Origin of the sequence: Paenibacillus sp. JNUCC-31 (genome assembly GCF_014844075.1) — a bacterium.
Taxonomy (GTDB): domain Bacteria; phylum Bacillota; class Bacilli; order Paenibacillales; family Paenibacillaceae; genus Paenibacillus.
In genome coordinates this window covers 756,424-782,353 of sequence record NZ_CP062165.1, presented here as the reverse complement: position 1 = coordinate 782,353, position 25,930 = coordinate 756,424, and the positions used below count along the sequence as shown (strand labels likewise).

Annotated in this window: 24 protein-coding genes; 21 read left to right on the top strand and 3 right to left on the bottom strand. The window is 45.4% G+C overall.

Features of this window, described 5'->3' with window-relative positions; genetic code table 11:
* Positions 1-2: 2 nt before the first annotated feature.
* The 14 genes from JNUCC31_RS03330 (at position 3) to JNUCC31_RS03265 (ending at position 14,093) form a co-directional block, all read left to right on the top strand.
* Positions 3-236 carry a DUF2273 domain-containing protein gene (locus tag JNUCC31_RS03330; protein ID WP_192268529.1) on the top strand — a complete coding sequence of 78 codons (234 nt, stop codon included), beginning with the start codon at positions 3-5 and terminating at the stop codon, positions 234-236.
* A 197-nt stretch (positions 237-433) separates the two neighbouring features.
* Positions 434-886 (top strand): transcription antitermination factor NusB, encoded by a 453-nt coding sequence (gene nusB / locus JNUCC31_RS03325; protein ID WP_192268527.1) that lies wholly within the window; start codon positions 434-436, stop codon positions 884-886.
* 45 nt (positions 887-931) lie between these two features.
* Complete coding sequence (folD, locus tag JNUCC31_RS03320; RefSeq protein ID WP_192268525.1) at positions 932-1,789, top strand: bifunctional methylenetetrahydrofolate dehydrogenase/methenyltetrahydrofolate cyclohydrolase FolD; 858 nt, start codon at positions 932-934, stop codon at positions 1,787-1,789.
* Positions 1,790-1,799: 10 nt separating this feature from the next.
* Entirely contained in the window at positions 1,800-3,164 is a 1,365-nt protein-coding gene (gene xseA / locus JNUCC31_RS03315; protein ID WP_192268523.1) for an exodeoxyribonuclease VII large subunit, read from the top strand.
* On the top strand, positions 3,154-3,411 hold the full coding sequence (xseB, locus tag JNUCC31_RS03310; RefSeq protein WP_062324368.1) for an exodeoxyribonuclease VII small subunit: 258 nt from the start codon (positions 3,154-3,156) through the stop codon (positions 3,409-3,411). The genes xseA and xseB overlap by 11 nt, the downstream gene beginning before the upstream one ends.
* Complete coding sequence (locus JNUCC31_RS03305) at positions 3,404-4,309, top strand: polyprenyl synthetase family protein (protein WP_416234363.1); 906 nt, start codon at positions 3,404-3,406, stop codon at positions 4,307-4,309. The genes xseB and JNUCC31_RS03305 overlap by 8 nt, the downstream gene beginning before the upstream one ends.
* A 288-nt stretch (positions 4,310-4,597) precedes the next feature.
* Positions 4,598-6,505, top strand: a complete 1,908-nt coding sequence (gene dxs / locus JNUCC31_RS03300; protein WP_192268521.1) for a 1-deoxy-D-xylulose-5-phosphate synthase — start codon at positions 4,598-4,600, stop codon at positions 6,503-6,505.
* 49 nt (positions 6,506-6,554) lie between these two features.
* Entirely contained in the window at positions 6,555-7,400 is an 846-nt protein-coding gene (locus JNUCC31_RS03295; protein WP_192268519.1) for a TlyA family RNA methyltransferase, read from the top strand.
* 81 nt (positions 7,401-7,481) lie between these two features.
* Positions 7,482-7,970: a hypothetical protein gene (locus JNUCC31_RS03290; protein ID WP_228469476.1), complete on the top strand. Its 489-nt coding sequence runs from the start codon at positions 7,482-7,484 to the stop codon at positions 7,968-7,970.
* 120 nt (positions 7,971-8,090) lie between these two features.
* Complete coding sequence (ahrC, locus tag JNUCC31_RS03285) at positions 8,091-8,540, top strand: transcriptional regulator AhrC/ArgR (protein ID WP_062324373.1); 450 nt, start codon at positions 8,091-8,093, stop codon at positions 8,538-8,540.
* Between the two features lie 57 nt (positions 8,541-8,597).
* A complete protein-coding gene (gene recN / locus JNUCC31_RS03280; RefSeq protein ID WP_192268517.1) occupies positions 8,598-10,316 on the top strand; it encodes a DNA repair protein RecN in 1,719 nt (572 codons plus the stop codon).
* A 120-nt stretch (positions 10,317-10,436) separates the two neighbouring features.
* A complete protein-coding gene (gene spoIVB / locus JNUCC31_RS03275; protein WP_192268515.1) occupies positions 10,437-11,768 on the top strand; it encodes a SpoIVB peptidase in 1,332 nt (443 codons plus the stop codon).
* 193 nt (positions 11,769-11,961) lie between these two features.
* Positions 11,962-12,777, top strand: a complete 816-nt coding sequence (gene spo0A / locus JNUCC31_RS03270; RefSeq protein ID WP_192268513.1) for a sporulation transcription factor Spo0A — start codon at positions 11,962-11,964, stop codon at positions 12,775-12,777.
* Between the two features lie 503 nt (positions 12,778-13,280).
* Positions 13,281-14,093, top strand: a complete 813-nt coding sequence (locus tag JNUCC31_RS03265) for a GGDEF domain-containing protein (protein ID WP_228469475.1) — start codon at positions 13,281-13,283, stop codon at positions 14,091-14,093.
* 104 nt (positions 14,094-14,197) lie between these two features.
* On the opposite strand, the gene JNUCC31_RS03260 is transcribed toward JNUCC31_RS03265, so the two are convergent.
* Complete coding sequence (locus tag JNUCC31_RS03260) at positions 14,198-15,007, bottom strand: hypothetical protein (protein WP_192268511.1); 810 nt, start codon at positions 15,005-15,007, stop codon at positions 14,198-14,200.
* Positions 15,008-15,201: 194 nt separating this feature from the next.
* On the opposite strand from JNUCC31_RS03260, the gene JNUCC31_RS03255 reads away from it, so the two are divergent.
* The 5 genes from JNUCC31_RS03255 to JNUCC31_RS03235 all read left to right on the top strand — a co-directional run bounded on the left by JNUCC31_RS03255 (position 15,202) and on the right by JNUCC31_RS03235 (position 22,406).
* Positions 15,202-17,160 carry an AraC family transcriptional regulator gene (locus JNUCC31_RS03255; protein ID WP_192268508.1) on the top strand — a complete coding sequence of 653 codons (1,959 nt, stop codon included), beginning with the start codon at positions 15,202-15,204 and terminating at the stop codon, positions 17,158-17,160.
* A gap of 197 nt (positions 17,161-17,357) precedes the next feature.
* Complete coding sequence (locus JNUCC31_RS03250) at positions 17,358-19,334, top strand: helix-turn-helix domain-containing protein (protein ID WP_192268506.1); 1,977 nt, start codon at positions 17,358-17,360, stop codon at positions 19,332-19,334.
* Positions 19,335-19,493: 159 nt separating this feature from the next.
* Positions 19,494-20,531, top strand: a complete 1,038-nt coding sequence (locus JNUCC31_RS03245; protein ID WP_192268504.1) for an NAD(P)/FAD-dependent oxidoreductase — start codon at positions 19,494-19,496, stop codon at positions 20,529-20,531.
* A gap of 211 nt (positions 20,532-20,742) precedes the next feature.
* Complete coding sequence (locus JNUCC31_RS03240; protein ID WP_192268502.1) at positions 20,743-21,387, top strand: C40 family peptidase; 645 nt, start codon at positions 20,743-20,745, stop codon at positions 21,385-21,387.
* A 542-nt stretch (positions 21,388-21,929) separates the two neighbouring features.
* A complete protein-coding gene (locus JNUCC31_RS03235) occupies positions 21,930-22,406 on the top strand; it encodes a hypothetical protein (RefSeq protein WP_017687614.1) in 477 nt (158 codons plus the stop codon).
* 227 nt (positions 22,407-22,633) lie between these two features.
* Here the strand turns inward: JNUCC31_RS03235 and JNUCC31_RS03230 are convergent, their stop codons facing one another.
* Entirely contained in the window at positions 22,634-23,227 is a 594-nt protein-coding gene (locus JNUCC31_RS03230; protein WP_024630974.1) for a thymidine kinase, read from the bottom strand.
* A gap of 177 nt (positions 23,228-23,404) precedes the next feature.
* Between JNUCC31_RS03230 and JNUCC31_RS03225 the strand changes: the two genes are divergently transcribed.
* Positions 23,405-23,617: a hypothetical protein gene (locus JNUCC31_RS03225; RefSeq protein WP_192268500.1), complete on the top strand. Its 213-nt coding sequence runs from the start codon at positions 23,405-23,407 to the stop codon at positions 23,615-23,617.
* 189 nt (positions 23,618-23,806) lie between these two features.
* Here JNUCC31_RS03225 and JNUCC31_RS03220 read toward each other — a convergent pair whose 3' ends face one another.
* Complete coding sequence (locus JNUCC31_RS03220) at positions 23,807-24,124, bottom strand: DUF2627 domain-containing protein (protein ID WP_192268497.1); 318 nt, start codon at positions 24,122-24,124, stop codon at positions 23,807-23,809.
* 242 nt (positions 24,125-24,366) lie between these two features.
* Between JNUCC31_RS03220 and lpdA the strand changes: the two genes are divergently transcribed.
* On the top strand, positions 24,367-25,791 hold the full coding sequence (gene lpdA / locus JNUCC31_RS03215; protein ID WP_192268495.1) for a dihydrolipoyl dehydrogenase: 1,425 nt from the start codon (positions 24,367-24,369) through the stop codon (positions 25,789-25,791).
* Positions 25,792-25,930 lie beyond the last annotated feature (139 nt).

Sequence of the window (25,930 nt, the reverse complement as noted above, 5' to 3'; positions counted from 1 at the left end):
TGATGTTGTGGAGAGAGATTTGGGATAGTCACAAAGGCCGGATTACCGGAATTATCGGCGGCATCTTTTTTGGGTTTCTTTATGTATGGATCGGTTTTTGGGATATGTTGTTCTTTGCACTCTTGGTGTTCATCGGTTATACGTTAGGCAGACGAAGCGACTCGAAGCTGGGCTCGTTCATTCCCTGGAGGGAATGGGGACAATGGCTTGGTGACCGCTGGCGTCCGTTCAAGTGAGCCATCTGAACCCTGCAATATGTTTCTTCCGAAAATAGAACTGTAATTTAGGTTGCCCGTTTTTTGGAGGAAACGTAGTGCAGGTTTTTTTGTGAAAAGGGATAACAATATAATAAGATCTCTGATTCCATCAAAGATTTTACTATTTTAAAATAAGCATGATGACGCTCCAGAAGGGGCGCTGCAGGAGGCAGGACATGAAAAGACGTTTGGCAAGGGAAATTGCAGTACAAAGTCTGTATCAGATGGAAATGAATGAAGTGGGCGCAGCTGAGGCTGTGAATATGCTGATCAATGAAGCCGCTGAAGACAATGAAACCGAAGTGGTTATTCACGATGCAGATGTAATGCGTACCTACGTGACTGAAATCGTACAGGGTACATGGAATAATAAGGAAGCAATCGATGGCTTGCTCGTGGATTATTTGAAAGGCTGGCAGATTAGCCGTCTGTCGCGCGTAGACCGTCAGATTTTACGCCTTTCAACCTATGAGATGGTGTTCCGTGATGACATCCCGGCAAAGGTATCCGTCAATGAAGCGATTGAATTGTCCAAATATTTTGGTACAGATGAATCCGGCAAATTCGTCAATGGCGTACTTGGACGCATGATTCAGGAAGTTGACGCCATCAAAGCAAAATTGTCTTAATTACGCAAGTTATTTTATTTTTATTCACATAAGGGAGAGAGTACAATGACAGCATCTATTATTAACGGCAAAGAAGTATCCCAAGAGCTCCGCGCAAGCATGACGACCGAAGTAAAACAGCTTAGCGAACAGGGGGTAGTACCTGGTCTTGCTGTGGTGCTCGTCGGGGAAGATCCGGCATCCCAAGTTTATGTGCGTAATAAAGAAAAAGCATGTCATGATCTTGGTTTTTATTCCGAGGTGCATCGTTTGGATGCAAACACGTCGCAGGAGGATCTGCTCGCTCTGGTGGACAAGCTGAACAAACAGGAAACCATTAATGGTATTTTGGTTCAGCTTCCATTACCGAAGCATATCGAGGAAAAAGCAGTTATCGATGCAATCGCCGTGGACAAAGACGTGGATGGGTTCCATCCGGTCAATGTGGGTAACCTCGTCATTGGTGACGACAGTCTGCTCCCATGTACGCCTGCGGGTGTAATTGAACTGATCAAGCGTACGGGTCTCGAAATGTCGGGCAAACATGCAGTAGTCATTGGACGCAGCAACATTGTAGGCAAACCGGTATCGCTGCTGCTTCAACGTGAGAACGCAACAGTAACGATGTGTCATTCCCGTACAGCGAACATGAAAGAAATCACGCGTCAGGCAGATATTCTTGTCGTTGCCATCGGCCGTGCAAACTTTGTGGATGCTGATTTCGTTAAACCAGGTGCAGTTGTCATCGATGTGGGGATGAACCGTCTAGATAACGGCAAACTGGCAGGAGACGTGGATTTCGAGAGCGTGAAGACGGTATCCGGCCCAATTACACCGGTTCCTGGAGGCGTTGGTCCAATGACCATTACCATGTTGATGCAAAATACACTGATCGCAGCCAAACGCGCTCACGGATTGGCCTAGGTTACCGTCTGTGGCAGATCAAAAGATCTTCTCCATCAAAGACCTGAACCGCTACATCCGAATGAAGCTGGAATCGGATCAGGTCCTGTCGGACGTCTGGCTGCGCGGAGAGATCTCCAATTTTACACATCACTCCAGTGGTCATATGTATTTTACATTAAAGGACAAGGACAGCCGGATTAAGTCCATTATGTTTGCGTCCCATAATCAGCGATTGCCCTTTGTACCGAAGGAGGGTGCAAGGGTTATTGCTCGTGGTAACGTTTCGGTGTATGAGCGGGACGGACAATATCAATTCTACGCCACACACATGCAACCGGATGGTATTGGAAGTCTTTATCTGGCATATGAACAACTGAAAAAAAAGCTGGATGAAGAGGGGCTATTCTCTGCATCGCGCAAAAGGCTGATTCCCCGTTTCCCACAGACGATAGGTGTGGTTACTTCACCTACAGGAGCAGCGGTAAGGGATATCATGATTACATTGCAACGCAGATATCCGTCAGCCCGAGTCATTCTATATCCTGTACTCGTTCAGGGTAAAGGTGCGGCTCCTTCCATTGTGAAAGCTATCAACAACCTGAATCGTATGGGTGAAGCCGATGTGTTGATTGTCGGAAGAGGCGGGGGATCACTGGAGGAATTGTGGGCTTTCAACGAGGAGATCGTGGCAAGGGCGATTGTTGCCTCGGCCATTCCGGTCATTTCAGCCGTCGGGCATGAAACAGATTTTACGATTGCCGATTTTGCTGCTGATCTGCGGGCGGCAACGCCCACGGCTGCTGCCGAGCTGGCAGTGCCTAACCGTGCCGAACTGCTTGATCAGATTGCTCAGCGCCAGCGTCAGCTGCAACACAGTTTACGTCAGCGTGCTGTTCATAACCGCGAGCGGCTGTCGAGATTGCAGCGCTCACCTGTCCTTGTGCATCCCAGAAGGACCTTAATGCAGCATACGGAGCGATTGGATATGCTGAAACAGCGTCTTCTGCGAACTGTAGATACACGTGTGAGATGGACGACCGAGAAACAGGAGCGTTTGCGTGCTGCCCTGCAGCGGTTTAATCCTCGTGATCAGGTGAATGCAGCAAGGCGGGAAAATGCATCAGCCCGGCGTCAGCTGGAGGTTGCGATCCGATCCATCACGAGAGGCAAGCAGCAGCAGTGGAAATCATCCGTACGGCATCTGGATGCGCTTAGCCCGCTTAAGGTCATGTCAAGGGGATACAGCCTTGTCTATGACGAGCAGGAACAACGCTTGATCAAATCCATAGAGGATGTACAGCCTGGAGATTCCATAAAGATTAAATTAACAGACGGACAGCTGGACTGTCAGGTTTGGGGAATGAAGGAGGACGACAATACCGATGGCGAATGAACCGGAATTGAATTTTGAAGAGGCAATGGCGGCATTGGAAGACATCGTAGGTCAGCTTGAGCATGGTGATGTTCCTTTGGAACAGGCCATCGATTTGTTTCAGCGCGGGATGAAATTATCACAACTTTGTGGGCTGAAGCTGGAACAAGTGGAACGAAAGATCGAAATGATCGTAGAAGAGGATGGGGAACTTCGCAAGAAACCGTTCGGCACTGCCGTCGATGAGAGCGGTGAAATCAATGAGTAATCGTCCTTCGTTTGAAGCGTATCTTCAGGAAATAACGGCAGAGGTGACAGGAGAGTTGCAGCAGACTCTTCCTGTTCACTGGGATGTCCCCCAGTCACTGGTTGACGCGATGCAGTATTCTCTTATGGCCGGGGGCAAACGTCTCCGTCCGCTCCTGGTCGTTGCTGCGGCGGAAGCCTTCGGTGCACAGCGTAAAGCTGCACTGCCGGTAGCCTGCGCCGTGGAGATGGTTCATACGTATTCGTTGATCCACGACGACCTGCCAGCGATGGATAATGATGATTATCGCAGGGGAAAATTAACGAATCACAAAGTATTCGGCGAAGCAACGGCGATTCTGGCTGGGGATGCTCTGTTGACGCATGCTTTCTATAGCATTGTGCAGGCAGGTCGCCGCTGCGGTGTTTCGACAGACGCCTTGTTATCCATTGTGGAGGATTTGTCCGAACTGGCTGGAGCGAGAGGCATGGTCGGTGGGCAAGTGGCTGACATGGAAGGCGAGCAGGGGATGACAGATTTGGCACAGCTCCAGTACATTCATCTGCACAAAACCGGGGATTTAATTGTGTTTTCCCTTCTTGCTGGAGCTCGAATCGGTGGTGCGACTGAAGGGCAATTGGAAGCGCTGCGCGTATTCGGTAGAGATCTGGGCCTGGCTTTCCAGATTCAGGATGATATTCTGGACCTGACGGGTGACGAGCAAAAAATGGGCAAAAAAACGCAAAGTGATGTGAGTCAGCACAAGGTGACGTATCCTTACTTTATTGGTATGGAAGCCTCACTTGATGAGGTGAAGTCTCTTACACAATCTGCGAAAGATGCACTTGGTAGAGCTGAGTTACCTGATCCGTCAAGACTGATGGAGATTGCTGATTATTTAATGAGTCGAGATCATTAAGATCCGCTTTCGGATCGCGCTCCTTGTTTCAAAATGCCTGCAGAGGTGTAATGCATTTAATGTGCTTTTTCTGCCTGCACAGAGCAAGTCAGTTCCGAGAAAACGGTGGAATACATACAGAGGAAGATCATTGAACCTTGCTGGCGAAAATGCTCGTTATCTGGAGTATAGTGCCGTAAATTATGATTCTTGTTCTTTTATGTTATAATGTTTTAATGTCATTTAATAAATTGTGTATATATAGATTACACCAACAATCAAACAATCTAGGAAAGCGGGGAGATTCTCGTGCTGCTTCCACAAATTAAACAACCCAGTGATCTAAAGTCGATGTCTCAGGATGATCTCGTTCTTTTGTCGGCAGAGATCCGGCAGTTTCTGATTGAGAAACTGTCCGTTACAGGGGGCCATCTCGCACCCAACTTAGGAGTGGTTGAGCTCACGGTAGCCCTGCATTACTGTTATAACAGTCCAGTGGACAAAATGATTTTCGATGTAGGGCACCAAGCTTATGTGCATAAGGTTCTGACAGGGCGTATGGATCGCTTTGATACATTGCGTCAGCACAATGGCTTGTGCGGATTTGTCAAACGTAACGAGAGTGAACATGATGTATGGGAAGCGGGTCACAGTAGTACATCATTGTCTGCTGCAATGGGTATGGCGCTTGCGCGTGATCTCAAAGGTGAAGACAATCAGGTTATCGCGATGATCGGGGATGGAGCGCTTACAGGAGGAATGGCTTTTGAAGCACTCAATCACATTGGTCATGAGCAGAAAAAACTGATGGTCATTCTCAATGATAATGAAATGTCCATTGCTCCAAATGTCGGAGCTATGCATAAATATCTGAGCAAAATTCGTTCGGATCGTCACTATTTGAAAGCCAAAGATGACGTGGAAGGAATGCTCAAAAAAATCCCTGCCATTGGGGATCGTCTGGCCAAATCGGCGAGCTGGATTAAAGATAGTGTCAAATATATGATGGTTCCAGGAGTTCTGTTCGAAGAGCTGGGTTTTACTTATTTGGGACCCATTGACGGTCACGACATTCCCAAGTTGATTGAAACGTTCAAACAGGCGGATAATGTGGATGGCCCTGTCATGGTTCATGTGCTTACAACCAAGGGCAAAGGGTATCAGCCGGCTGAGGCCGATTCACACAAATGGCACGGAATTTCTCCGTACAAGATTGAATCAGGCCAAGTACTCAAAGCTGTGGGCAAACCAATGTATACAGAAGTGTTTGGTAAAACGCTGGTTGAACTTGCCGAGCAGGATAAGCGAATCGTGGCAGTAACTCCAGCCATGCCAACAGGATCGGGCCTCATTCCGTTTAGCAAAGAATTCCCAGAACGGATGATTGACGTAGGTATTGCAGAGCAACATGCAGCAACGATGTGTGCGGCGCTCGCTATGGAGGGTTTGAAACCGGTATTTGCCGTCTATTCGACGTTTATGCAACGAGCGTATGATCAGATTGTTCATGATATCTGCCGTCATAACGCCAATGTGATGTTCGCTATCGACCGTGCAGGATTTGTAGGCCCGGATGGCGAGACGCATCAAGGGGTATACGATGTGGCGTTTATGCGTCATATTCCGAATATCGTGCTGATGATGCCAAAAGATGAAAACGAACTGCGCCATATGATGAAGACAGCGCTTGAATATAATGAAGGTCCCATTGCTTATCGTTATCCACGAAATAATGTGGTAGGTGTGCCTCTTGATGATGAACTCATTCCCATTCCGATTGGCAGATGGGAACAACTTCGACCATCTGAAGGCTACGCTGTTATCGCTTCGGGATCGATGGTACAACTTGCAGAAGAAGCAGCAGAGACGGTTAAAAGGGAAGGTATCACGGTTGGCGTCATTAATGCCCGTTTCCTGAAACCGCTGGATGAACAGATGCTGCGTGATTTGGCTGTTCGGGGTACGAAACTTATTGTGCTTGAAGAAGCATCACAGGCGGGAAGCATGGGAAGTGCTGTATTGGAGTTTTACGCTGAACAAGGGCTGCACGATGTTCATGTGCAACTGATGGGGATTCCGGATCGTTTCATCGAACATGGCAGTATTGAGGAGCAAAGAGAAGAAGTGGGACTCACCGTCGAGAATGTGAGTTCAGAGTTGCGCAGTATGGCGGCCCAATCTTCATACGGCATGTCCAGAACACGGTTCCCTTCATAACTGAAACACATTATTGAATAGTAGGATTACTACATGATAGGAGAAAGACATGTCACTCCCGAAAGAACGAATTGATGTTCTGCTGGTTGAGCAGGGATATTATGAAAGCCGCGAGAAGGCAAAGGCTGCGATCATGGCTGGACTGGTATATGCCAACAACGAGCGGATTGAAAAAGCGGGCATGAAGATTCCACGGGAAGCTGAACTCAAAGTAAAAGGTTCAGTACATCCCTATGTTGGCAGAGGCGGATTAAAGCTGGAAAAAGCGATCCGTCACTTCGACCTCAAGATGAATGGACTTGTGATGCTTGATATTGGTTCGTCAACTGGCGGTTTTACCGATTGTGCCCTACAACATGGAGCAGCTCATGTTTATGCGATCGATGTAGGCTATAATCAGCTGGATTGGTCCCTTCGTAATGATGAACGGGTTACTGTTATGGAACGAACGAATTTCCGATATGTGACTCCGGAAGATCTGAATGGACCTGTACCTAACTTTGCCAGTATCGATGTTTCCTTTATTTCACTGAAAATTATCTTGCCACCGCTGCAGGCACTTCTAAAACAGCCGGCAGACATTGTAGCACTAATTAAACCGCAATTTGAAGCAGGTCGTGAGAAGGTCGGGAAGTCGGGCGTCGTTCGTGATTCAAGGGTTCACAAGGACGTCCTGCAGACGATGCTTCGTTTCGCCAATGAGCTTGGGTTGAAACTGCAAGGTCTAACGTTCTCCCCAATTACTGGAGGAGAAGGCAATATTGAATTTCTCGCCCACTGGCGTCTGGAAGCACCAGGACCAACACAACTAGAGAACGTTGGGGCTTCACTTGATGCACTTGCAGACCAAGTTGCAACAGAAGCCGCCCATACTTTTACAGGAAACTCATCATAGGATGGGTTTCTTTTCGCTGGAAAGGTGACAAGCTAAAAGGAAATTGGTTGTCGAACCTCGAATAAGTCTTCGAGGTGAGCGATGATGGATGGGCAATATGACACAATCGTTATTGGTGTATTTGCTGTCTGCTTGATTTTGTGGCTGTTCTTTGGCTTAAGAAATTGGGTTAACCGACCGATTCCGGTAAGCTTGTCCGGCATGCAATTGAATTCGGAAATTCAGGATTCACCTGCAGTCGATCTGCTTGAGGCGGAAGGATATGAAGTCATCGGAGGCAAAATGAAAGTTCCTTTAGCTTTTGAAGCAGATGAATCCGTTTATTACAGCAGACTGTTCATAGATTATATTGCAGAGCGGGATGATCTCAGGTACCTGGTAAAGACGTCACGTCGCAGACAACCGTTTGAACTTACTGGACCAGCGCTGCGGGATCGCTTTCTGTATTATTTATTGTTATACCCCGGCTGTGAAGGATTGCTGTATGTAGACATGGAGGAATCGGATATCAAAGTAATCAGGCTTATGGACTATCAGGAAGATGTGTATGACGGAGATGGGCTGGATTAGTGGCATATATAAAACTAGAACCAGATTGGCTAAATGATTGACAACAAAAATTGCTGGCAAAGGCCTCATGAATAACAACGGACTGCCGGCTTATTGCAATACAATGAACTGGAGGCATGTATGAAAGGACAACGGCACATTAAGATACGTGAAATTATTAGTCAAAACGAAATTGAAACCCAGGATGATCTGGTTGAAGCACTGCGTCAGTCAGGATTTCAAGTGACACAGGCCACGGTATCCAGGGATATCAAGGAGCTCCTTTTAATCAAGATTCCCATGGATGATGGAAGATACAAATATTCGCTGCCTACAGATCAACGCTATAACCCGATTCAGAAATTAAAACGTGCCCTTGTGGACAACTTCTTGCACATTGATCATACGAATAATCTGGTCGTAATGAAGTGTTTACCTGGAACGGCAAATTCCATTGCTGCTTTGCTCGATAATATTGAATGGACTGAAGTCATGGGTACGATCTGTGGAGATGACACCATACTCATCATTTGCCGGACGGAAGATAACAGTGTGACTGTAATCGAGCGAATTATGGGTTACATTTCCTAAATCATTATTGTTCAAAAACATAATTTCTGAGTTAGCCATCCGGAGGTGTTTTTGCAGATGTTAGTAACATTATCGATTCGTAATCTGGCTGTCGTGGAAGAGGTGGATGTTGTATTTCACCAGGGATTTCACGTCTTATCAGGTGAAACAGGAGCAGGTAAATCGATTATTATTGATGCACTGGGTTTGATTGCAGGCGGACGAAGCTCCGCAGATCTCATCCGCTATGGATGTGAGAAGGCCGAGATGGAGGCTCTATTCGAAATGGAGCCTAGTCATCCGGTATGGGAAACATTGGAGAAGCTTGGTATTCATTGTGAACCAGAGGAGCATCTGGTGATTCGCCGAGAACTGAACATCCAAGGCAAAAGTACATCTCGAATTAACGGACAGCTGGTCAATCTGACTATGCTTCGTGAAGTAGGCGAAAAACTAATCAATATTCACGGACAGCATGAACATCAAAGCTTGCTGCGTGCAGAGAGCCATCTCGGGCTCCTGGATACATACGGCGCGACAGTGATAGGCCCTGTCAAAACGGAATATCAGCAGCGCTATAGCAAGTTCATTACTGCTGAAAAAGAATTGCGTGCACTTCAGGAATCCAGTCAGCGTGCATATCAATTGTTGGACATGTATCGCTTTCAACTTGAAGAAATTGCAGCTGCATCTCTAACCCAGGGTGAGGATGAATCACTTGGAGAAGAACGGGTCAAACTATCCCATAGTGAGAAAATGATGGACAGTGTTGCTGGTGCATATGATCTGCTTAGTGGTCAACGTGGGCTGGAGGCTGTAAGTATCGCTTTGTCACGAATTGAGGATATTTCGGGATATGACAGCAAAGGGTTACAGCCTATTGTGGAACAGCTCCAGTCTGCATTTTACCAGCTGGAAGATGCCACGTTTCAGTTGCGCGATTATCGAGAGAAGATTGAATTTAATCCAGCAAGATTGGAAGAAGTGGAACAGCGGCTGAATCTGATTTCTGGCCTCAGACGGAAATACGGGGACAGTGTCGAACTAATTCTGAATTATTATGAACAAATCAGCCATGAAACCGACCAGCTGGAGAACAAGGATGAACGGCTGGAGAAGTTGCGTAATGAACGTGACAAATTGCTCAAGCTGGTCATGGAGTCTGCCGAGGAGCTCAGCCGGGTTCGTAAGCAATGTGCAGAGGATCTGGCAGCCCAGGTGGAAAGTGAACTGAAGGATCTCCAGATGGAAAGAACAACGTTGCGGGTACAGATTACTCCCTTTGAAGATCAGAAAGGGATTGAATGGAATGGTCGACGTATACGTCTGACCCGTCAGGGGGCAGATAACGCGGAATTCCTGATTTCACCGAATCCTGGGGAGCCTCTACGTCCGCTTGGCAAGATTGCCTCCGGGGGTGAGTTGTCCCGGATGATGCTCGCGATGAAGAGTATCTTCGCACGTCATGACCGGATCCCCGTGTTAATCTTTGACGAGGTAGATACGGGTGTAAGCGGAAGAGCCGCACAGTCGATTGCTGAAAAATTATTCCGTCTGTCCTCCACCTGCCAAGTTTTTTCCATTACTCACTTACCACAAGTCGCTTGTATGGCAGACCATCAATATCTCATCGAAAAACATGTCGTTGACGGGCGTACGATGACGCAAGTGGAATCGCTGTCAGAGGAAGGCAGAGTGAAGGAATTGGCACGTATGCTGGGCGGAGTGGAAATTACAGAAAAAACATTGCATCATGCTCAGGAAATGTTGAATTTGGCGGAAGCCAAAAAAGGGTGAAACGAGCGGCTGGCGTAATGATTGACAGTAATAAAAGCCTGGGGGCGAGGTTATCTTATAGGTACGCAATTGGCGACCACCTTTCGTCAAGCGAAAGAAGCAAAGGGAGTGTGACAGCCATTGAATTCCCCCCTCAGGAAGAAATTGCTAGGTCTTTTATTTGCCTTCTTTCTATGTGTGATCAGCCAGGCGATCCAGCCTGTGCAAAGTTATGCCTCATTGCCTGATGAATTACAGGTGTTTGCAGGCAGACAGGCTGATGTTCGTCTTGCTGTACCGGCCGCTTCAAGTGCTGTTGTGGACCGCCCCGACATTGTTGGTTTCGATGGTCAGGAGAATGCGGTGCACGTAACCAGGCAACAACCTTTGCATCTTCATCCCCAACAAACGGGACACGCCAAGTTAACGTTGAAGTTGTGGGGCAAGATTCCGGTAAAAACGGTGAATGTAAACGTGATTCCGGACTTGCGTGTGGTTCCCGGGGGTCAAACCATTGGCGTCAAAGTTAAATCTGCAGGTATTTTGGTTGTTGGACACCATCTGGTGCGTTCTGGACAGGACGAGCGCGTATCTCCTGGAGAATCAGCAGGCATCAAGCTCGGTGATCTGATTACCCACATGGATGGGAAACGTCTGAATGGGGTTGCGGGTGTAGCAGAAGTTGTAGAGCTTGCTGGCAAGAGCAAAAAAGGAATCGATGTAGTCTTAAAACGTGGTAAAGAAACAGTGAAAACTCGGTTGACTCCAGCTTATGATGCAGAAGATCAAGCCTGGAGGCTTGGATTGTACATTCGTGACTCTGCTGCAGGTGTGGGGACATTAACCTTCTATGCTCCAGATCAGGGCGTATACGGCGCACTGGGACATGTGATTACAGATATGAATACTCAGACCTCCATCGTTGTGGGTAGTGGTCAAATCGTTCAGTCTAATGTCACGTCCATCTCCAAAAGTGAATCCGGTGACCCAGGTGAGAAGCGAGCACATTTCTTAAAGGAAAGCAAAATATTAGGCAATATTGAACGCAATACGGCTTTTGGCATCTTTGGTAAAATGTCCGATAATCCTGAACATAGTCTGTATTCTAAAGGGATTCCCGTAGCGTTCTCGCATGAGGTAAAAGAAGGACCTGCTGAAATTCTTACTGTCGTTGAGGGTCAACAAGTGGAACGCTTCTCTATTGATATCGTCCATGTCGCCGATCAATCTGAACCGGCAACAAAAGGCTTGGTTCTTCGTATTACGGATCCGAAGCTGCTGGATAAGACCGGAGGTATTGTACAAGGCATGAGTGGCAGTCCCATCGTACAAAATGGCAAACTAATCGGTGCCGTTACTCATGTATTTGTTAATGATCCGAAATCAGGTTATGGCTGTTTTATTGAGTGGATGTTACAGGATGCCGGAGTGATGATGAAAAAGGATAATGCCAAAAACCTTAAAGCGGGATAACCCGCCTTAAGGTTTTTTTGTCGAACAGCAACGTAAATTATCAGATCATGAAATAAAATATTTATTATATAGCAACGCGAAAAAAAAATAAAGAAAAATAATTTTCGACAGAAGGAATTTCCTCTCCTGTGTCGAAAATTTAACCTGTAAGGAAATGTACGAAACGATGTTTAAATTAAAGGAGGATACCGTTTTGCAAAAAATTGAGGTATTGCTGGCCGATGATAATCGTGAATTTACGAATTTGCTTGCCGAATATATATCTGAACAGGAAGATATGGAAGTAACTGGAATTGCTTACAATGGTGAAGAAGTGCTGCAGTTGCTGGAGCAAACTCGCGATGTACCGGATGTGTTGATTCTGGATATTATTATGCCTCACCTGGATGGACTGGGTGTGTTGGAGCGTCTGCGCAACCTGAATTTGTCTCCACAGCCCAAAGTCATTATGCTTACGGCGTTCGGACAAGAGAATATCACGCAGCGCGCCGTGCAACTCGGAGCTTCTTATTACATCCTGAAACCGTTTGACATGGAAGTGCTCGCGAATCGTGTACGTCAATTGGTTGGCACGCAAACCACGATCTCCACAGGTGGTGGTGGCGGTTCATCCATGTTTTTGAACAAGTCCAACGTGGTGCCGATGGGTAAACACAAAAATTTGGATGCTAGCATCACGTCCATCATACATGAAATCGGCGTTCCTGCGCATATTAAAGGATATCAATACTTGCGCGAGGCCATTACAATGGTGTATAACAATATCGAAATTTTGGGTGCCATCACCAAAACTTTGTATCCGGCTATTGCCGAAAAATTCAAAACAACGCCGTCCCGCGTCGAACGCGCCATCCGTCATGCGATTGAAGTGGCTTGGACACGCGGTAACATCGACAGCATCAGCCACCTGTTTGGCTACACGATCAACATCAGCAAGTCGAAACCAACCAATAGCGAATTCATCGCGATGGTTGCTGACAAGCTGAGAATTGAGCATAAGGTGTCCTGAAAGGATCAGGAATAGTAGTCATCCGAAACCATTAATTTGAACTTATTTACACATAAGCGAACACCACGTTTTTATTGAGTCTTCCAAGACCAATGAAAACGTGGTGTTTTTTTTGCATTAATATGCATCCATTAATGAGATTTTTACAAACTTTTACTTGCAGTTAACGCTTTCTCCTCAAGAAAGTGGTACGATGTGACCACTAACAAGATCTACATTGTAGGATAAAGGATGAAATGTGAAGGTATCGAATACGGTCGAGGTTACGCACTTGGAAGGCCTGACACAGTATTAAAACCGTCTCCCTTATCTGTTCCCAAGGGTAATTAAAGATTTAGATGTGTATAGAGGAGGCGAATGGTATTTTTACGCAAATAGGTGAGATAGCCGATACGATTCCTGTAGTAGCGCCCGAAACAAAATGTGATATCGTCTTTAATCTTTTTAAGTCAAATCCCAATCTGGAAGGTGTGGCAGTTAAGGGCGAACAGGGTGTGTCATTAATGATGCGAGCTCGCTTCTTCCAGCAGATTGGTACACAGTACGGCTATAATTTGTATATGGGACGCCCTGTAGAACTCGTTATGAATGCCCGGGCACTGGTCGTCGAATACGCGGAACAGATTACGGATGTAAGCGTACTGGCTATGAATCGATCTGAAGAAGAGTTATACGATCTAGTGCTTATAACAGCTGAAGGCGTTTTGTATGGAGCAGTTAGTATCCGGCGTCTACTGCTTGCTGTTGCGGATGTTAGAGCCGAGATGGCGATTTTCATGAATCCCTTGACAGGTCTTCCAGGAAACCGAATTATAGAAGAACGATTGTATCAGTTACTACAGCTAGATTATTTTAGTGTTCTATACATAGATTTGGATTACTTTAAATCCTACAATGATAGCTATGGGTTCAAAATGGGGGATCAGCTTATTCAAGCCACTGCTAACCTGCTCCGAAAGCTTTTTGTTTTTCCAGAGGCTTTTCTTGGCCATATTGGTGGAGATGATTTTATTGCGATATTAAATCATCATAACTTTAGGGACGTCAGTGAAGAAGTGATAACAGGTTTTGAGAAGATCAAGCGAATGTTCTACAATCAGGATGACTTGGATAATCAATATGTTTTGGGCGAAGGGCGTTCTGGACTGCACCGACCCATACCGCTTGTATCGGTGTCGATCGCAGTGGTCACGAACCGTAGACAACAATATGAAAACATTGATCAAATTGTGAGTGAGGCAACCCGGATTAAAAAAGTATGTAAATCGGTAAATGGCAGCATTATTTGTGGGAATGAGGAAGCCGAAAAACCATAAAGGACAGGAAGATCATCATACGGAAAAAACCGTTATGTATTAGGTAGAAGAAACCTGTAAATAACGGTTTTTTATTGGAGAATAGTTATCCATTATGTAATCTATTAAATCCGAATATCGAGAGATGTATAGGAAGGGGCAGGGGATGCATTTGATTGCGTCTCTTGAATTTTTCCTGGATCTTTATCATTCTGCGTACCGTTGGAAATCTTTGATTTGTTTTCAGCCTTGTTTTCTTTATTTACTTCCTGATCTTCATCTGTATGAGATGGTGGGGTAGAATAGGTAGCTTCTGTTGGTATCGGTTGGTTGATTTCTTTTAGTTTTTCCCCGATAGACTGATCAACCTTACGGATTTGAGAATCAATCTCTTGGACCATCTCGCGCTTCATTTGAAAAACAGTTTGTTCTGCGTTCTCCAGCATCATCGACTTGCCCATGTCGTTTCCTGTGTCATTATCGAGAACGATCCGGTCGAAGCGGGTTTCTCCTTCTAATGTTTGAATAGACCCGTGCATGCGATCACTCAAACCAACCAGTTTGCCTAACTGATCATAAGTCTGGCTATGTTTGATTAGATGATCCATTGCCGGAGCTTGATTTTCGTCAGTGAGCTTAGAGGGGTGAGGCTGTTGTTGTTTGGGTTGCTCAGACTGTTTCAAATTATTTTTTTCTTGAATCTCCTCACTTTTGATTTGAGAAATTTGATTATCGACCTGTTGGATGAAGCTCGTTATAGATTTAACTCGTTCCGCCTTAATTTTGGAGTCCAACTGATCATTGGATTTGACAGATTGCAGTTCTTCATTAAGCCTGATTTTTTGTTTCATAAGTCCCTGAATTTCCTTATCTCCGCTGGAGACTTGGCTCCCGGAGGTGAAGCTGCTTTTGGAGGCAGGTGAAATTGAATTCATGGTCTTTTCCCCTTCTTCGTTATATCGTGGATTTACTTACATATATCGGATGTTACGAGAAGCAAATGAAGATATGTTTGCTAATTAGTTTACTTTCACTTGTGTGTTGCTTACATGCTGATCATAATTGATAATGGTTATCAATGAGTGAAGGACTGTTAGTGAATCTGTTTAGACGGGGTTGAGTTAATGAAATGTGGAATAATTATTACATACTCTGGAACTATGCTGCGGTGAGCATTGCGGATATACGTTATATGGAGTTAGGTCCAACTGAGGAGCTAACTTATAAATTTCCTGCGAGTACATTTGTATTCACCATCCAGGGTAAAGCCTATGTGACCATAAACGAACAGAAGCATGAAGTAAGTCGTTTTTATGTTCTCCATGGTGGAAAGGGGAGCGTGCTGCATATTGAAGCTGGACAATCCGGATTGAACCTGTTTTACCTTATGTATAAAGCAAGCTTGCCAAGGGGTGGAAGAACCGATTTGGGCAACATGATGGAGCACATGAATCCATTTCAGATAACCTATGGGTTTGTCCCCAAGTCACCAGTTGTGCTTTATGAGCAAGTGAAACAGATGCACACTTTATGGAATCAAAAGAACCCCATACATCATTTTCAGGCAAAAAGCCTTTTTTATCCTTTTGTAGAGAAAGTATCAGCACAAATTCCTCATGCTGCAACTCGTTATTCCGTTACGGATCAAGTCAGCAAAGTTATCGAAATTGTGGAATCCTTTTATGCTGAGCCATTAACGTTGCATGTTTTGGCAGAGAAGATCGGAAGCAGTCCGAGAAGTCTTTCCCGCAAGTTCAAAGAGGCGACTGGGTATAGTCCAATCGACTATTTGATTCAGTTTCGTATGTTCAAGGCCAAGGAGATGCTGCTACATACCGATGCTACATTGGATGAGATTGCAGCAGGCATCGGTTATCCGGACGGATATTATCTGGGACGTATGTTCAAAAAATATACAGGCGTTTCACCGCTTCAGTTCAAGAAGAAAACATCCGGCCCCCTAAAATGGCCTGATCTGACATCGACCTTGGCGCGAAATGATATTTCCAGTGGGAGAGCTGGAAGGTATGTTTATAACGATGATGATAATCATTATCAATATAAACACGGAGGGTTATTGTACATGAATAGACAGACAAGAACGGGAATGCTGCTTAGTATTTTATTAAGTCTCACTCTACTGCTTAGTGCTTGCTCGCCAGGGGCAACTAGTCATTCTGGGGGAGAAACAGCCGGAAGCAAAGGGACTTCGAGTGCCACCAGCACAGTAATGGCTGATAGCCAATCGAACAATTCCGAGCCTCGGATCATCTCGACGGTTAAGGGAGATATTACGGTCCCGGCTGAACCCAAGCGAATTGTGGTTGATTTATATTTGGGAAGCCTGATTGCTTTAGGAATAAAGCCCGTAGGTACACCGGAAATGAATCTGAAGAATCCTTATTTTATTGAGTCACTCGAAGGTGTAGAGAATATTGGTGAATACGAAACCATCTCTCTCGAAAAGGTATTGGAACTTCAACCGGATTTGATTATTACAGGTAATCCGGATTTGTTCGACTCTTTTAGCAAGATTGCCCCGACACTTGTTGTTCCTTATGGGGAATTGAAAAATACTCATGAAGAAATCACTTATTTCGGTAAAGCACTGAATAAAGAAAAAGAGGCTGAAGCGTGGACTACCAATTACGATGCACGAATAGCGGACGCCAAGAAGAGTGTCAGTGAAGCAATCGATTCGGATGCAAAAGTATCAGTGATGCAGTTTTATGATAAAGGACCATTGGCCTTTGGTGATAATTTTGGACGCGGAGGACAGGCTGTTTATACTGCACTTGGTTTGAATCCTCCCACAGATAAAAAAGAGATATTAATGAAGGATCAGCTTGTGGAAGTCTCGTCCGAATCCATTCCTGATTTTGCTGGTGACTACATTATTCTTACGGCAGACAACCTGACTGTAGAGGAATTGAAGACCAAGCCAGTCTGGAGTTCACTTGATGCCGTCAAGAATGATCATGTGTTTATCTGGAGTCCGGATCGTTCATGGTACTTTGACCCGATTGCAACGTTGGATCAGACGGAGGAACTCGCAGCGTGGTTTACAAAGATATCAGATAAGAAGTAATCGAACCGATCGAAGCGAATATATAAATGTGGTGAAATCTAATCCAAGTCCAAATTTCAGTTGATAATGAAAATTATTATCATTTATAATGAAGGATAATATGCCCTCTCTGTAACGCATCAGTGAGGATAGCGTTTGTAGTATGATGACCTGTTCAAGGTCTTTGTACCGGTGAGACTGGGATTGGAGAGTAATCAATGCAATTAAATGAACAGATGCAATGCTGGAATCGTGCGGCTGTCAAAATTCTGGATATACGCAGGATCGTCATGGAGGCAGGGGAGATCCTGGATACCTATGTGCTGCCTGCAAACGGTTATATATACATCATACGTGGTGCAGCTCAGCTGAAAATGGATGAAGAAGCTTATGAAGCTCAGCGATTTTACATTCTTCACGGTGCTAAAGGATCGTCGATAAATATCCGCGTTAGCGAAAACGAAAAATTTGAATATGTTTTGCTGTTCTACAGGGCATTCCTTGCATTCCCAATTCATCGTAAGACGTTGAGGCCGGCACCCCTGGCAGCTCCGTACTCTTTACAATATGGGTTTACACCAAGTGATCCCCTTGCTTTATTACGTCCTCTGGGTGAGCTGGAGAAAGCCTGGGATCAGGCAGGAAGTCTGGAACTGCTTCAAGTGAAGAGTTTGTTTTACCAATTTATTCATGAACTCATGTTTCAATTAGCAGAGCAGGAGGTCAGTACAGTGGTACAAGACCCAGTGCAACAAACACTCCGTTACATACAGAATCATTATAGGGAACAAGTGACTCTGGATTTTTTGGCCGAACAATTCAACTACAGCTCTCGTCATTTATCCATGCAATTCAAACGTAAGACGGGATACAGTCCGATTGATTATCTCATTCAAACCAGACTGGCTGAGGCTCGAAATCTGCTTGCTCGATCGGATGCAACCTTGCGCGAAATTGCAGCAGAAGTGGGTTATTCGGATGTATATTATTTCAGTCGCATCTTTAAAAAACATGTGGGCTTGTCTCCGACCCTCTATCAACAAAGCGTGAGAGATCAGAGCCTGGCAGAAGATCGTCCATTGCAAATCTCCGAATCGTCCATTGGCTGGAGATGGAAGCGAGGATATATTGATTATGAGAATCATTATCAATATAAAGACGGAGGGTCTACACCAATGAAAAGAAGAAAAACAAGTTCCAGCATGATCATGGTTGCATTATTAAGCATAACGATGCTCCTCGCGGCCTGTTCTTCAGGTTCGGCAACAACACCAGTAGCTGGCGAAGGAACGGGTGCCAGTTCCAATAACAGTAGTACGACTGTGTCTTCAGACACGGAAAGCCAGATGAACAAAGACAATGAAACACGAACCGTCTCAACGGTAAAGGGCGATGTTGTTGTTCCAGCTAATCCCAAACGGGTTGTTGTGTTGTATCTCCAAGGTGATGTCGTGGCACTTGGAATTAAGCCAGTCGCTACCTCAGAAGTATTTGCCGGGGCTGCATATAAGGGTGAGCTTGAAGGTGTAAATTCATTGGGTGCCTGGTTTGAACCGAATCCTGAAGCTGTCATAAACCTTGATCCGGATTTGATTATTGCGCCTTCAGAAGAGACGTATACGTTGTTAAAGGATATCGCACCTACGGTATATATTCCGTACGAGAAAATGACAACAGAAGAAAGACTTCAGAGTATAGCGAGTATTTTTGGCAAAGAACAGGAAGCCGAAACGTTAATCACTAATCTCAACAACAAAGTTGAAGAGAGCAAGAAAACACTAGCAGATGCAGGCATATTGAACAAAACGGTTTCCATTGTGGAGGGCGGTTTGAAAAGTATGGTCGTTGTAGAGAGCAAGCAATATGGCCGGGGATCTCAGGCACTATATGAGTACTTGGGCATGAAAGCACCTGAAGTAGTGCAGAAAAAAATAGATGTGGTTTCGGAAGCGGGAGGCTCCAACTTATCCATGGAAGTACTGCCTGAATATATCGGAGACTACGTGTTTCGTTCGGTGTATGAAGGGGCTGATAACCTTACGGATGATCCAATATGGAGCAGCATACCGGCTGTAAAGGAAGGCCGTCTAATCGAGATTGATTTTGAATTCTTCTATTATTCCGATATCTATTCAGTCAGCAAACAAATCGATTTCGTTGTCGAACATTTATTAGCAGCTTCCAGAGTGAAATAGTTCGTTCGGGATATATCTGATAGAAGTTTTGTATAAGAATTGTTTGAATTTTAGCCATTGTAATTTGATAAGTTTCCCATTAGACTAGAAAAATAGTGATAATGAGAATCGATATCAAATAGTTAAAGTGCTTTGGATCGAACTGATGGAGGTAAAGAAATGGATCAGCATTTGGAATTATATGATGTAACAATTATCGGCGGCGGACCCGCCGGGATGTATTCTGCATTTTACAGCGGGATGCGTGATATGAAGACCAAGTTGATTGAGGCGCGGGACAAATTGGGCGGTCGCATGCTCTTTTATCCAGAGAAAATGATCTGGGACGTCGGCGGTGTCACCCCGATTCTATGTGAGAACCTGATTAAACAGTTGGAAGAACAGGCGAGAACGTTTGAACCAACGATTGTGTTTGAACAGCAAATCGAAGGCTTCGAGCGTCAACCGGATGGCACGATTCTGCTGACATCGGCTACAGGAGAACAACACTGGACACGTACCGTCATATTGGCGATCGGGTATGGTATATATAAAATGGCCAAGCTGGAGCTTGAAGGAGCTGACCGTTATGAGGTCACCAATCTCCACTATACAGTACAAGAGTTGGAACCATTCCGGGGCAAGCGAGTATTAATCTCAGGTGGAGGAGATTCCGCTGTGGATTGGGCCAATGAACTTGAGGCACTGGCAGAGCAAGTAACGGTGGTTCATCGTCGTGACCGCTTTGGTGGACTGGAGCGCAATGTACTGCGCATGAGAGAATCTTCGGTCGATATTCGTACACCATATGCCGTGGACACGTTGCATAGTCAAAGTGGCGAAATGATCGAACAAGTGACGATATCCCATGTTGAGACGGGCGAAAGTGAACTGCTGGATGTGGATGCAATTATCGTTAACCACGGGATGAAGAGTGATTTTGGACCGATCCGGGATTGGGGACTTGATCTTGGAGAATGGCATGTCAGCACAACAGAGAAGCTGCAAACGAATATCCCAGGCGTTTTCGCCGCAGGAGACTTTGTCGATTATGGAAGTAAATTGTATCTTATTGCGGGTACATTTACGGATGCAGCGCTGGCGGTCAATAGTGCGAAATTATATATGGACCCTGAGGCGGAAAAAGTTGCTTATGTATCTTCTCATAACAGTCGTTTCAAAGAAAAAAATAAGGCACTTGGTGTTGTGGAAGAGTAGAATAACAAAAATGTATTGATTGCATACTTTGGCAGAGGTTTCGGGTAAATCCGAAGCCTCTTTTTTTGCATAAACATGGTATGAAGTAGGCATATATGCACAATATAAAACAGGAGCCAAATTGAACATACATCATCGAATGACTATAATGAGCCTTAATAAGAGAAAAAGCATCGAGAAACGTCAAACAGATCAGAGTGGAGTGCAGAATATGAGAAAAGCTTTACAACGTATATCCACATTTACCCGACAGTGGTTCAAAGGTACTGAGAAAAAACGAATCAAGTTATCCGCAATCTATCTTGCACTGGCAGGAAAGCTGCACCGATGGTTGGTGGAAGGGCGCCGTGCGCGTTCAGCAGCCAAGAGGCTGTACCAGGACTTGCCCGTTACAGCTTTGGGCCAGATGAAGCTGGAGCCAGGAGATATTGTTTATACACCGAGCTCGGAATCAACTTATTACGCGGGGCATATGGGAATCATTGGACTGGACGGCAAAGTGTATCACGTACATCCTTACGGACCGGTGTTTGCCGATTCCTTGGATTGGTATATCACCCGCTTTTATGAAGGGGATCGATTCATTATATTTCGTTCCCGCTTGAATCTGGCTGGTGTTAAGGCAGCAGAGTGGGTACAGGAGCATTATAAGCAAGTGAAGTGGTATCGTTTGCAGACGAATCTACACAGCATTGAACGGAACTATTGTTCCAAATTTGTATATCAGGCGTATCAATTTACATCTGGACTTGACCTGTGGAGTCGCAAGTTTACCAAGCTGAATCAGGGATACATCTATCCGTTTCGAATTGAGCGTTCACCCGAGTTGGAAGTTCTTGGGGCGTTTTATAAATAAAGCAGGCTAACCGACGCATTATGCTCCTTTCTTTTACAAGAGTTTGGAGCAGGTTCTGTCGGTTTTTTTTGTATGTGTAGAGATTAAAAACAGGAAAAAGGCTCCAAACGTCGAATAGATTATGAGATAAGCATGCACAACTTGGAATCGTATACATAACCAATGCAGGATCAATTTTTGCCCGAGCATAAGCGATTTCCCCCTCAGAAGGCAAACAAGGAAGAGAGAGAAAGAAATGAAATGGCTTAACTTTGTGCGCAGGTTCAAATCAAACTCAAACGTAATAAACCTATCCGATTACACTCCGATGAAGGAAAGGAGGCACTATTGTTCACTCTGTAGTAAAAAAGTAAAGTCCATCGTTTTTTATGCGACTTCCCAGGGAAATGTTACAGGTGTATGCAGTTCTTGTAAAACATTGGCGGAGCAACGAGGAATGCTGCCCATTTAATGAAGGAAGAGATACGCTCAGGAAATAACATTGCTTTGATTTATGAGCGTTTTTGTAGTACATTAGCAAATGTATTCGAAGGAGGATTCTAATGTACTCAGGTAGACAAGACGATACTTTATACATCATGACCTACACCTTAAACAGCGGTATCAAGGGTACGGTTCCACTGTCTAATAAGCAGATTATTGAGTGGCTGGATTGCTACAGAAATGAGAAGCGCTTCGTGACCGAGATCGGCAAGGAGTTTTTTGGATTGAATGCAGGTTTGGTAGCAGACTTCAAAGTTCAGAATCATTTATCGGATTATCAGCAGACCATTATGCCTACACAGCAGCAGGATAACCTGGAACGGTTGTCCAGCGCCTATAAATCAACCGAGTTATTAATGAAGATTGATTGTAAATGTGGCACGGCGTATGTTACGGAATCTCCATATAAGCGCACCAAATGGTACTGCACCAAGTGCAAGGAAATTGTATTTTTGGATGCCAAAAAAGGAATGGTAGAAACGTCGCGTGGTGACGCATACTACATGACCAACAAATATTTTGTTTCCCGTGATTAACGGGAAGTGACCTATGGAAGCATCGCTGGAAAGCGGTGCTTTTTTGTACGTACAGATAGATTAAAACCCCAACCTAGTTAGGGTAGAGTGGATTTTAGGTATGTTGATGTTAAACTAAATATATAGCAAAAAAGCCCCTTAAGGGCTTTTTTATAAAAAAATCTCAGGAAATCTGTAGCAGCAGATACCGCCGATCAGAACCTATACATTGAATATGGGCAGCCATCTCAGCATTCAACTTTGTGAGGAGGAATGAAACAGCAGCGACAGCGCGGCTCGTAAGCTTCTGAATCGCCAATCATAACAACCGGGCCGAGGGTAACCGGCTCACCATTAACGATGCGCTGGGTGAATGCCGCATCCGGGCTTCCGCATACGGCGCAGAATGCCGAGAGTTTCTCAATGTCATCTGCCATGGCGAGTAAACCGCCTACATATCCGAATTCCTTGCCACGGTAATCCATATTCAGTCCATCCACAATAACATGTTTCCCACAATAGGCAAGCTCGGAGACCAGCTCCATAATGGCACTGCTGAAAAATTGTACTTCATCAAATGCAACAACATCAGCATCCTTGGTCTGAGTCAGGATCATCTCTACAGATTCCGGGGTCAATTGCCGTGGAATGGAATGGGCAGGCAGGCGGTAGCCGATACGGCTAACGATTTCGTCCTGGGCAAACCGATCATCTTCAGCAGGTTTGTAGGCAACGACCTTTTTACGGCCGAATTGAATTAATTTCTGACAACGGCGAATGAGTTCACCGGATTTTTCACTAAACATAGGTCCTGTAATTACGGTAATACGTCCTGTTTGCACGTGCTGCTACTCCTCTCACATACGGGATTCAACAAAAAAGCGACCATTACAGAGTACCACAAAATCTTTGGTAAGAGCCAGAACTAATCTAAGCAGCTTTGTGTTACTATATGGATGGTTATGCTGTTGGTTACGGCAGTTGACTAACCGGGAGCTGATTGAAAAGAGGTGTTAACGATGAGTGAGACATTATCCGAATTGCAGGAGCGATATGAACGTTTGAAAGGACAGGCCGTTCTTGATGAGGCTGCACAGGCCTTGATTGCAGATTTGTTTGCTGAAGCTGAGCGGCTGCAAGCCGGTAATCTGAGCTTGCGTCGAACGATTCTGAAGTCTTCTTCTAAAGAGTCACGCATGTCTACCAAGCTGCGGGATGCACTATACGAATAACCCGGAGACTACTCCGGGTTATCTTCTGTCTCTAATTTATGGGAGAATAAAAGCTAAATCTGAATTTTTGCAAATACGTGTTGAAACAAGTAAGCATTGTACCTGATCGTACACGGTATATAAAGGCAGATATAAGGTTCGGATGATGGTAGCGGGCGAGGTTCCGAATAAACGACAAAAAGCCCGGACTCAGGAAGTCGTACCGGGCGAGTCTGCCTTTTCGGCTGAGGGAGTGCTCTTGGAGCGAAAACGCGGCCCTACATAGTTACGCTTGCGATCACGGAACAGAATCCAGCCTCCCAAAAAACTCATGCCTGCGGCAAACAGGACAAGGCCTCCGCCAAAGGAGAGCCACTGAAAGCCTGGTGAGATCTGCTCGTTCCCATGCTCGGCATAATACAGGAAAAGGGCATCTTTCATCATCAGAAAACCCTTCATTGCCATTAACCCGGGAATGACCAGAACAACAATCGCCACAAATCGTGCAAAGACAAGTCTAGTATTCATCTACCATTAACTCCTTCTGCCTGAAGTCGACGTCAAATAAAGGTTGCGCTTACAAGTCATGCCTGATTCCATCATAGCTTGGTTTCCAGAAGCTGTCCATGCGTTTTTATGAGACAAACTTTGAGTTGGCTGTGCAAGGGGAGTACAATAGAGTGTAGAGGAACGGTTATTTCAAAAAGAGAAACATCGGGATTATCATTTGCAATATATTGAAATTATAGGGATAGAGGAGAACATAAGAGATGCCAATTACATGTGATGTTGCCATTCTTGGAGGCGGAACCGGAGGGTACGTTGCTGCCATCCGTGCTGCACAGTTAGGAAAACAGGTTGTTATTATCGAGAAGGATAAGCTGGGAGGCACCTGTCTGCATCGCGGCTGTATTCCAAGCAAGGCATTGCTGAGAAGTGCGGAAGTATACGCAGAGATACAAGAGAGTGAAATGTATGGGATTGAGACAGCTGGAGCAACACTTGTATTTCCGAAGGTTCAGGCGCGCAAGGATGCGATTGTGGAGCAGCTTCATCAGGGCGTGCAGTATTTAATGAAAAAAAATAAAATTCAGGTGGTACACGCCAAAGGGCGCGTGATTGGCCCCTCCATTTTCTCCCCTCAGAGCGGTGCAGTAGCTGTCGAGTTCGAAGATGGCGAGATGGATACGGTTGTGCCAACCAACCTCATTATTGCTACCGGATCTCGCCCGCGGGTATTACCAGGTCTTGAGCCAGACGGCCGATACATCATGAGTAGTGATGAGGCTCTGCGAATGGACGAACTTCCGGCATCCCTGATCATTGTTGGTGGTGGCGTAATTGGCCTCGAATGGGCCTCCATGCTGAATGATTTTGGCGTCGATATTACAGTTGTTGAAGCTGCCGCTCATGTATTGCCAGCCGAGGATGAAGATGTAGCGAAGGAGATGCAGAGATTGCTTGGCAAACGTGGAGTTCGCTTCCTGACAGGCGCCAGTGTTTTGACAGAGACCTATCGTGTGGAAAAAGGCGGCATTCAGATTGACGTCAAGCTGGGAGACGAGAAGCAAGAAACCCTGAAAGCGGACAAAATGCTGGTATCTGTTGGTCGTCAGGCCAATGTGGAAAATATCGGACTCGAAAATACGGATATCAAGCTCGAACGCGGCTTTATCGCTGTGAATCAATATTTGCAAACGGGTGAGGGTCATATTTATGCCATTGGCGATGTCATCGGCGGATTACAGCTTGCACATGCGGCGAGTCATGAAGGCATTCTGGCTGTGAATCATCTGGCGGGTGAAACGGTACATGCTGTCGAATCGCATCGCATCCCTCGCTGTGTCTATACACGTCCGGAAGCAGCGAGTATCGGATTCACGGAGCGTGAAGCCAAAGAGCGCGGTTATGAAGTGAAAACAGGCAAGTTTCCGTTCCAGGCCATTGGAAAATCGTTGGTTCATGGAAGCCGGGATGGATTCGTGAAGGTAATCGCCGATGCCAAGACGAATGATATATTGGGTGTACATATGATCGGTACCCATGTGACGGAACTGATCGCTGAGGCCTCCCTGGCTCAGACGCTGGATGCTACACCTTGGGAAGTGGGACAGACGATCCATCCTCACCCTTCCCTATCAGAAATCATGGGTGAAGCCATGTTGGCTGTAGACGGAAAAGCGATTGGAATGTAGGCCGGACAGGCTTATGAGAATGGTCCTTTCCTTTTTTGGGCAAAAGGGATTATAATAAGGTTAAGCCAAGTCTTAGTACCAGGTTATAAGATCGGGTTGTAAGACGGGCACAGGCTCTGATTAAAAGGAGGTACCTCAT

Coding starts and splice junctions, on each gene's coding strand:
- JNUCC31_RS03250 (WP_192268506.1), top strand. CDS start 17,358: ATGCAATTAAATGAACAGATGCAATGCTGGAATCGTGCGGCTGTCAAA.
- recN (WP_192268517.1), top strand. CDS start 8,598: ATGTTAGTAACATTATCGATTCGTAATCTGGCTGTCGTGGAAGAGGTG.
- JNUCC31_RS03290 (WP_228469476.1), top strand. CDS start 7,482: ATGATGGATGGGCAATATGACACAATCGTTATTGGTGTATTTGCTGTC.
- JNUCC31_RS03235 (WP_017687614.1), top strand. CDS start 21,930: ATGTACTCAGGTAGACAAGACGATACTTTATACATCATGACCTACACC.
- JNUCC31_RS03220 (WP_192268497.1), bottom strand. CDS start 24,124: ATGAATACTAGACTTGTCTTTGCACGATTTGTGGCGATTGTTGTTCTG.
- nusB (WP_192268527.1), top strand. CDS start 434: ATGAAAAGACGTTTGGCAAGGGAAATTGCAGTACAAAGTCTGTATCAG.
- ahrC (WP_062324373.1), top strand. CDS start 8,091: ATGAAAGGACAACGGCACATTAAGATACGTGAAATTATTAGTCAAAAC.
- JNUCC31_RS03295 (WP_192268519.1), top strand. CDS start 6,555: ATGTCACTCCCGAAAGAACGAATTGATGTTCTGCTGGTTGAGCAGGGA.
- xseB (WP_062324368.1), top strand. CDS start 3,154: ATGGCGAATGAACCGGAATTGAATTTTGAAGAGGCAATGGCGGCATTG.
- lpdA (WP_192268495.1), top strand. CDS start 24,367: ATGCCAATTACATGTGATGTTGCCATTCTTGGAGGCGGAACCGGAGGG.
- folD (WP_192268525.1), top strand. CDS start 932: ATGACAGCATCTATTATTAACGGCAAAGAAGTATCCCAAGAGCTCCGC.
- JNUCC31_RS03305 (WP_416234363.1), top strand. CDS start 3,404: ATGAGTAATCGTCCTTCGTTTGAAGCGTATCTTCAGGAAATAACGGCA.
- JNUCC31_RS03255 (WP_192268508.1), top strand. CDS start 15,202: ATGTGGAATAATTATTACATACTCTGGAACTATGCTGCGGTGAGCATT.
- JNUCC31_RS03260 (WP_192268511.1), bottom strand. CDS start 15,007: ATGAATTCAATTTCACCTGCCTCCAAAAGCAGCTTCACCTCCGGGAGC.
- JNUCC31_RS03245 (WP_192268504.1), top strand. CDS start 19,494: ATGGATCAGCATTTGGAATTATATGATGTAACAATTATCGGCGGCGGA.
- JNUCC31_RS03225 (WP_192268500.1), top strand. CDS start 23,405: ATGAGTGAGACATTATCCGAATTGCAGGAGCGATATGAACGTTTGAAA.
- JNUCC31_RS03330 (WP_192268529.1), top strand. CDS start 3: ATGTTGTGGAGAGAGATTTGGGATAGTCACAAAGGCCGGATTACCGGA.
- JNUCC31_RS03240 (WP_192268502.1), top strand. CDS start 20,743: ATGAGAAAAGCTTTACAACGTATATCCACATTTACCCGACAGTGGTTC.
- JNUCC31_RS03265 (WP_228469475.1), top strand. CDS start 13,281: ATGATGCGAGCTCGCTTCTTCCAGCAGATTGGTACACAGTACGGCTAT.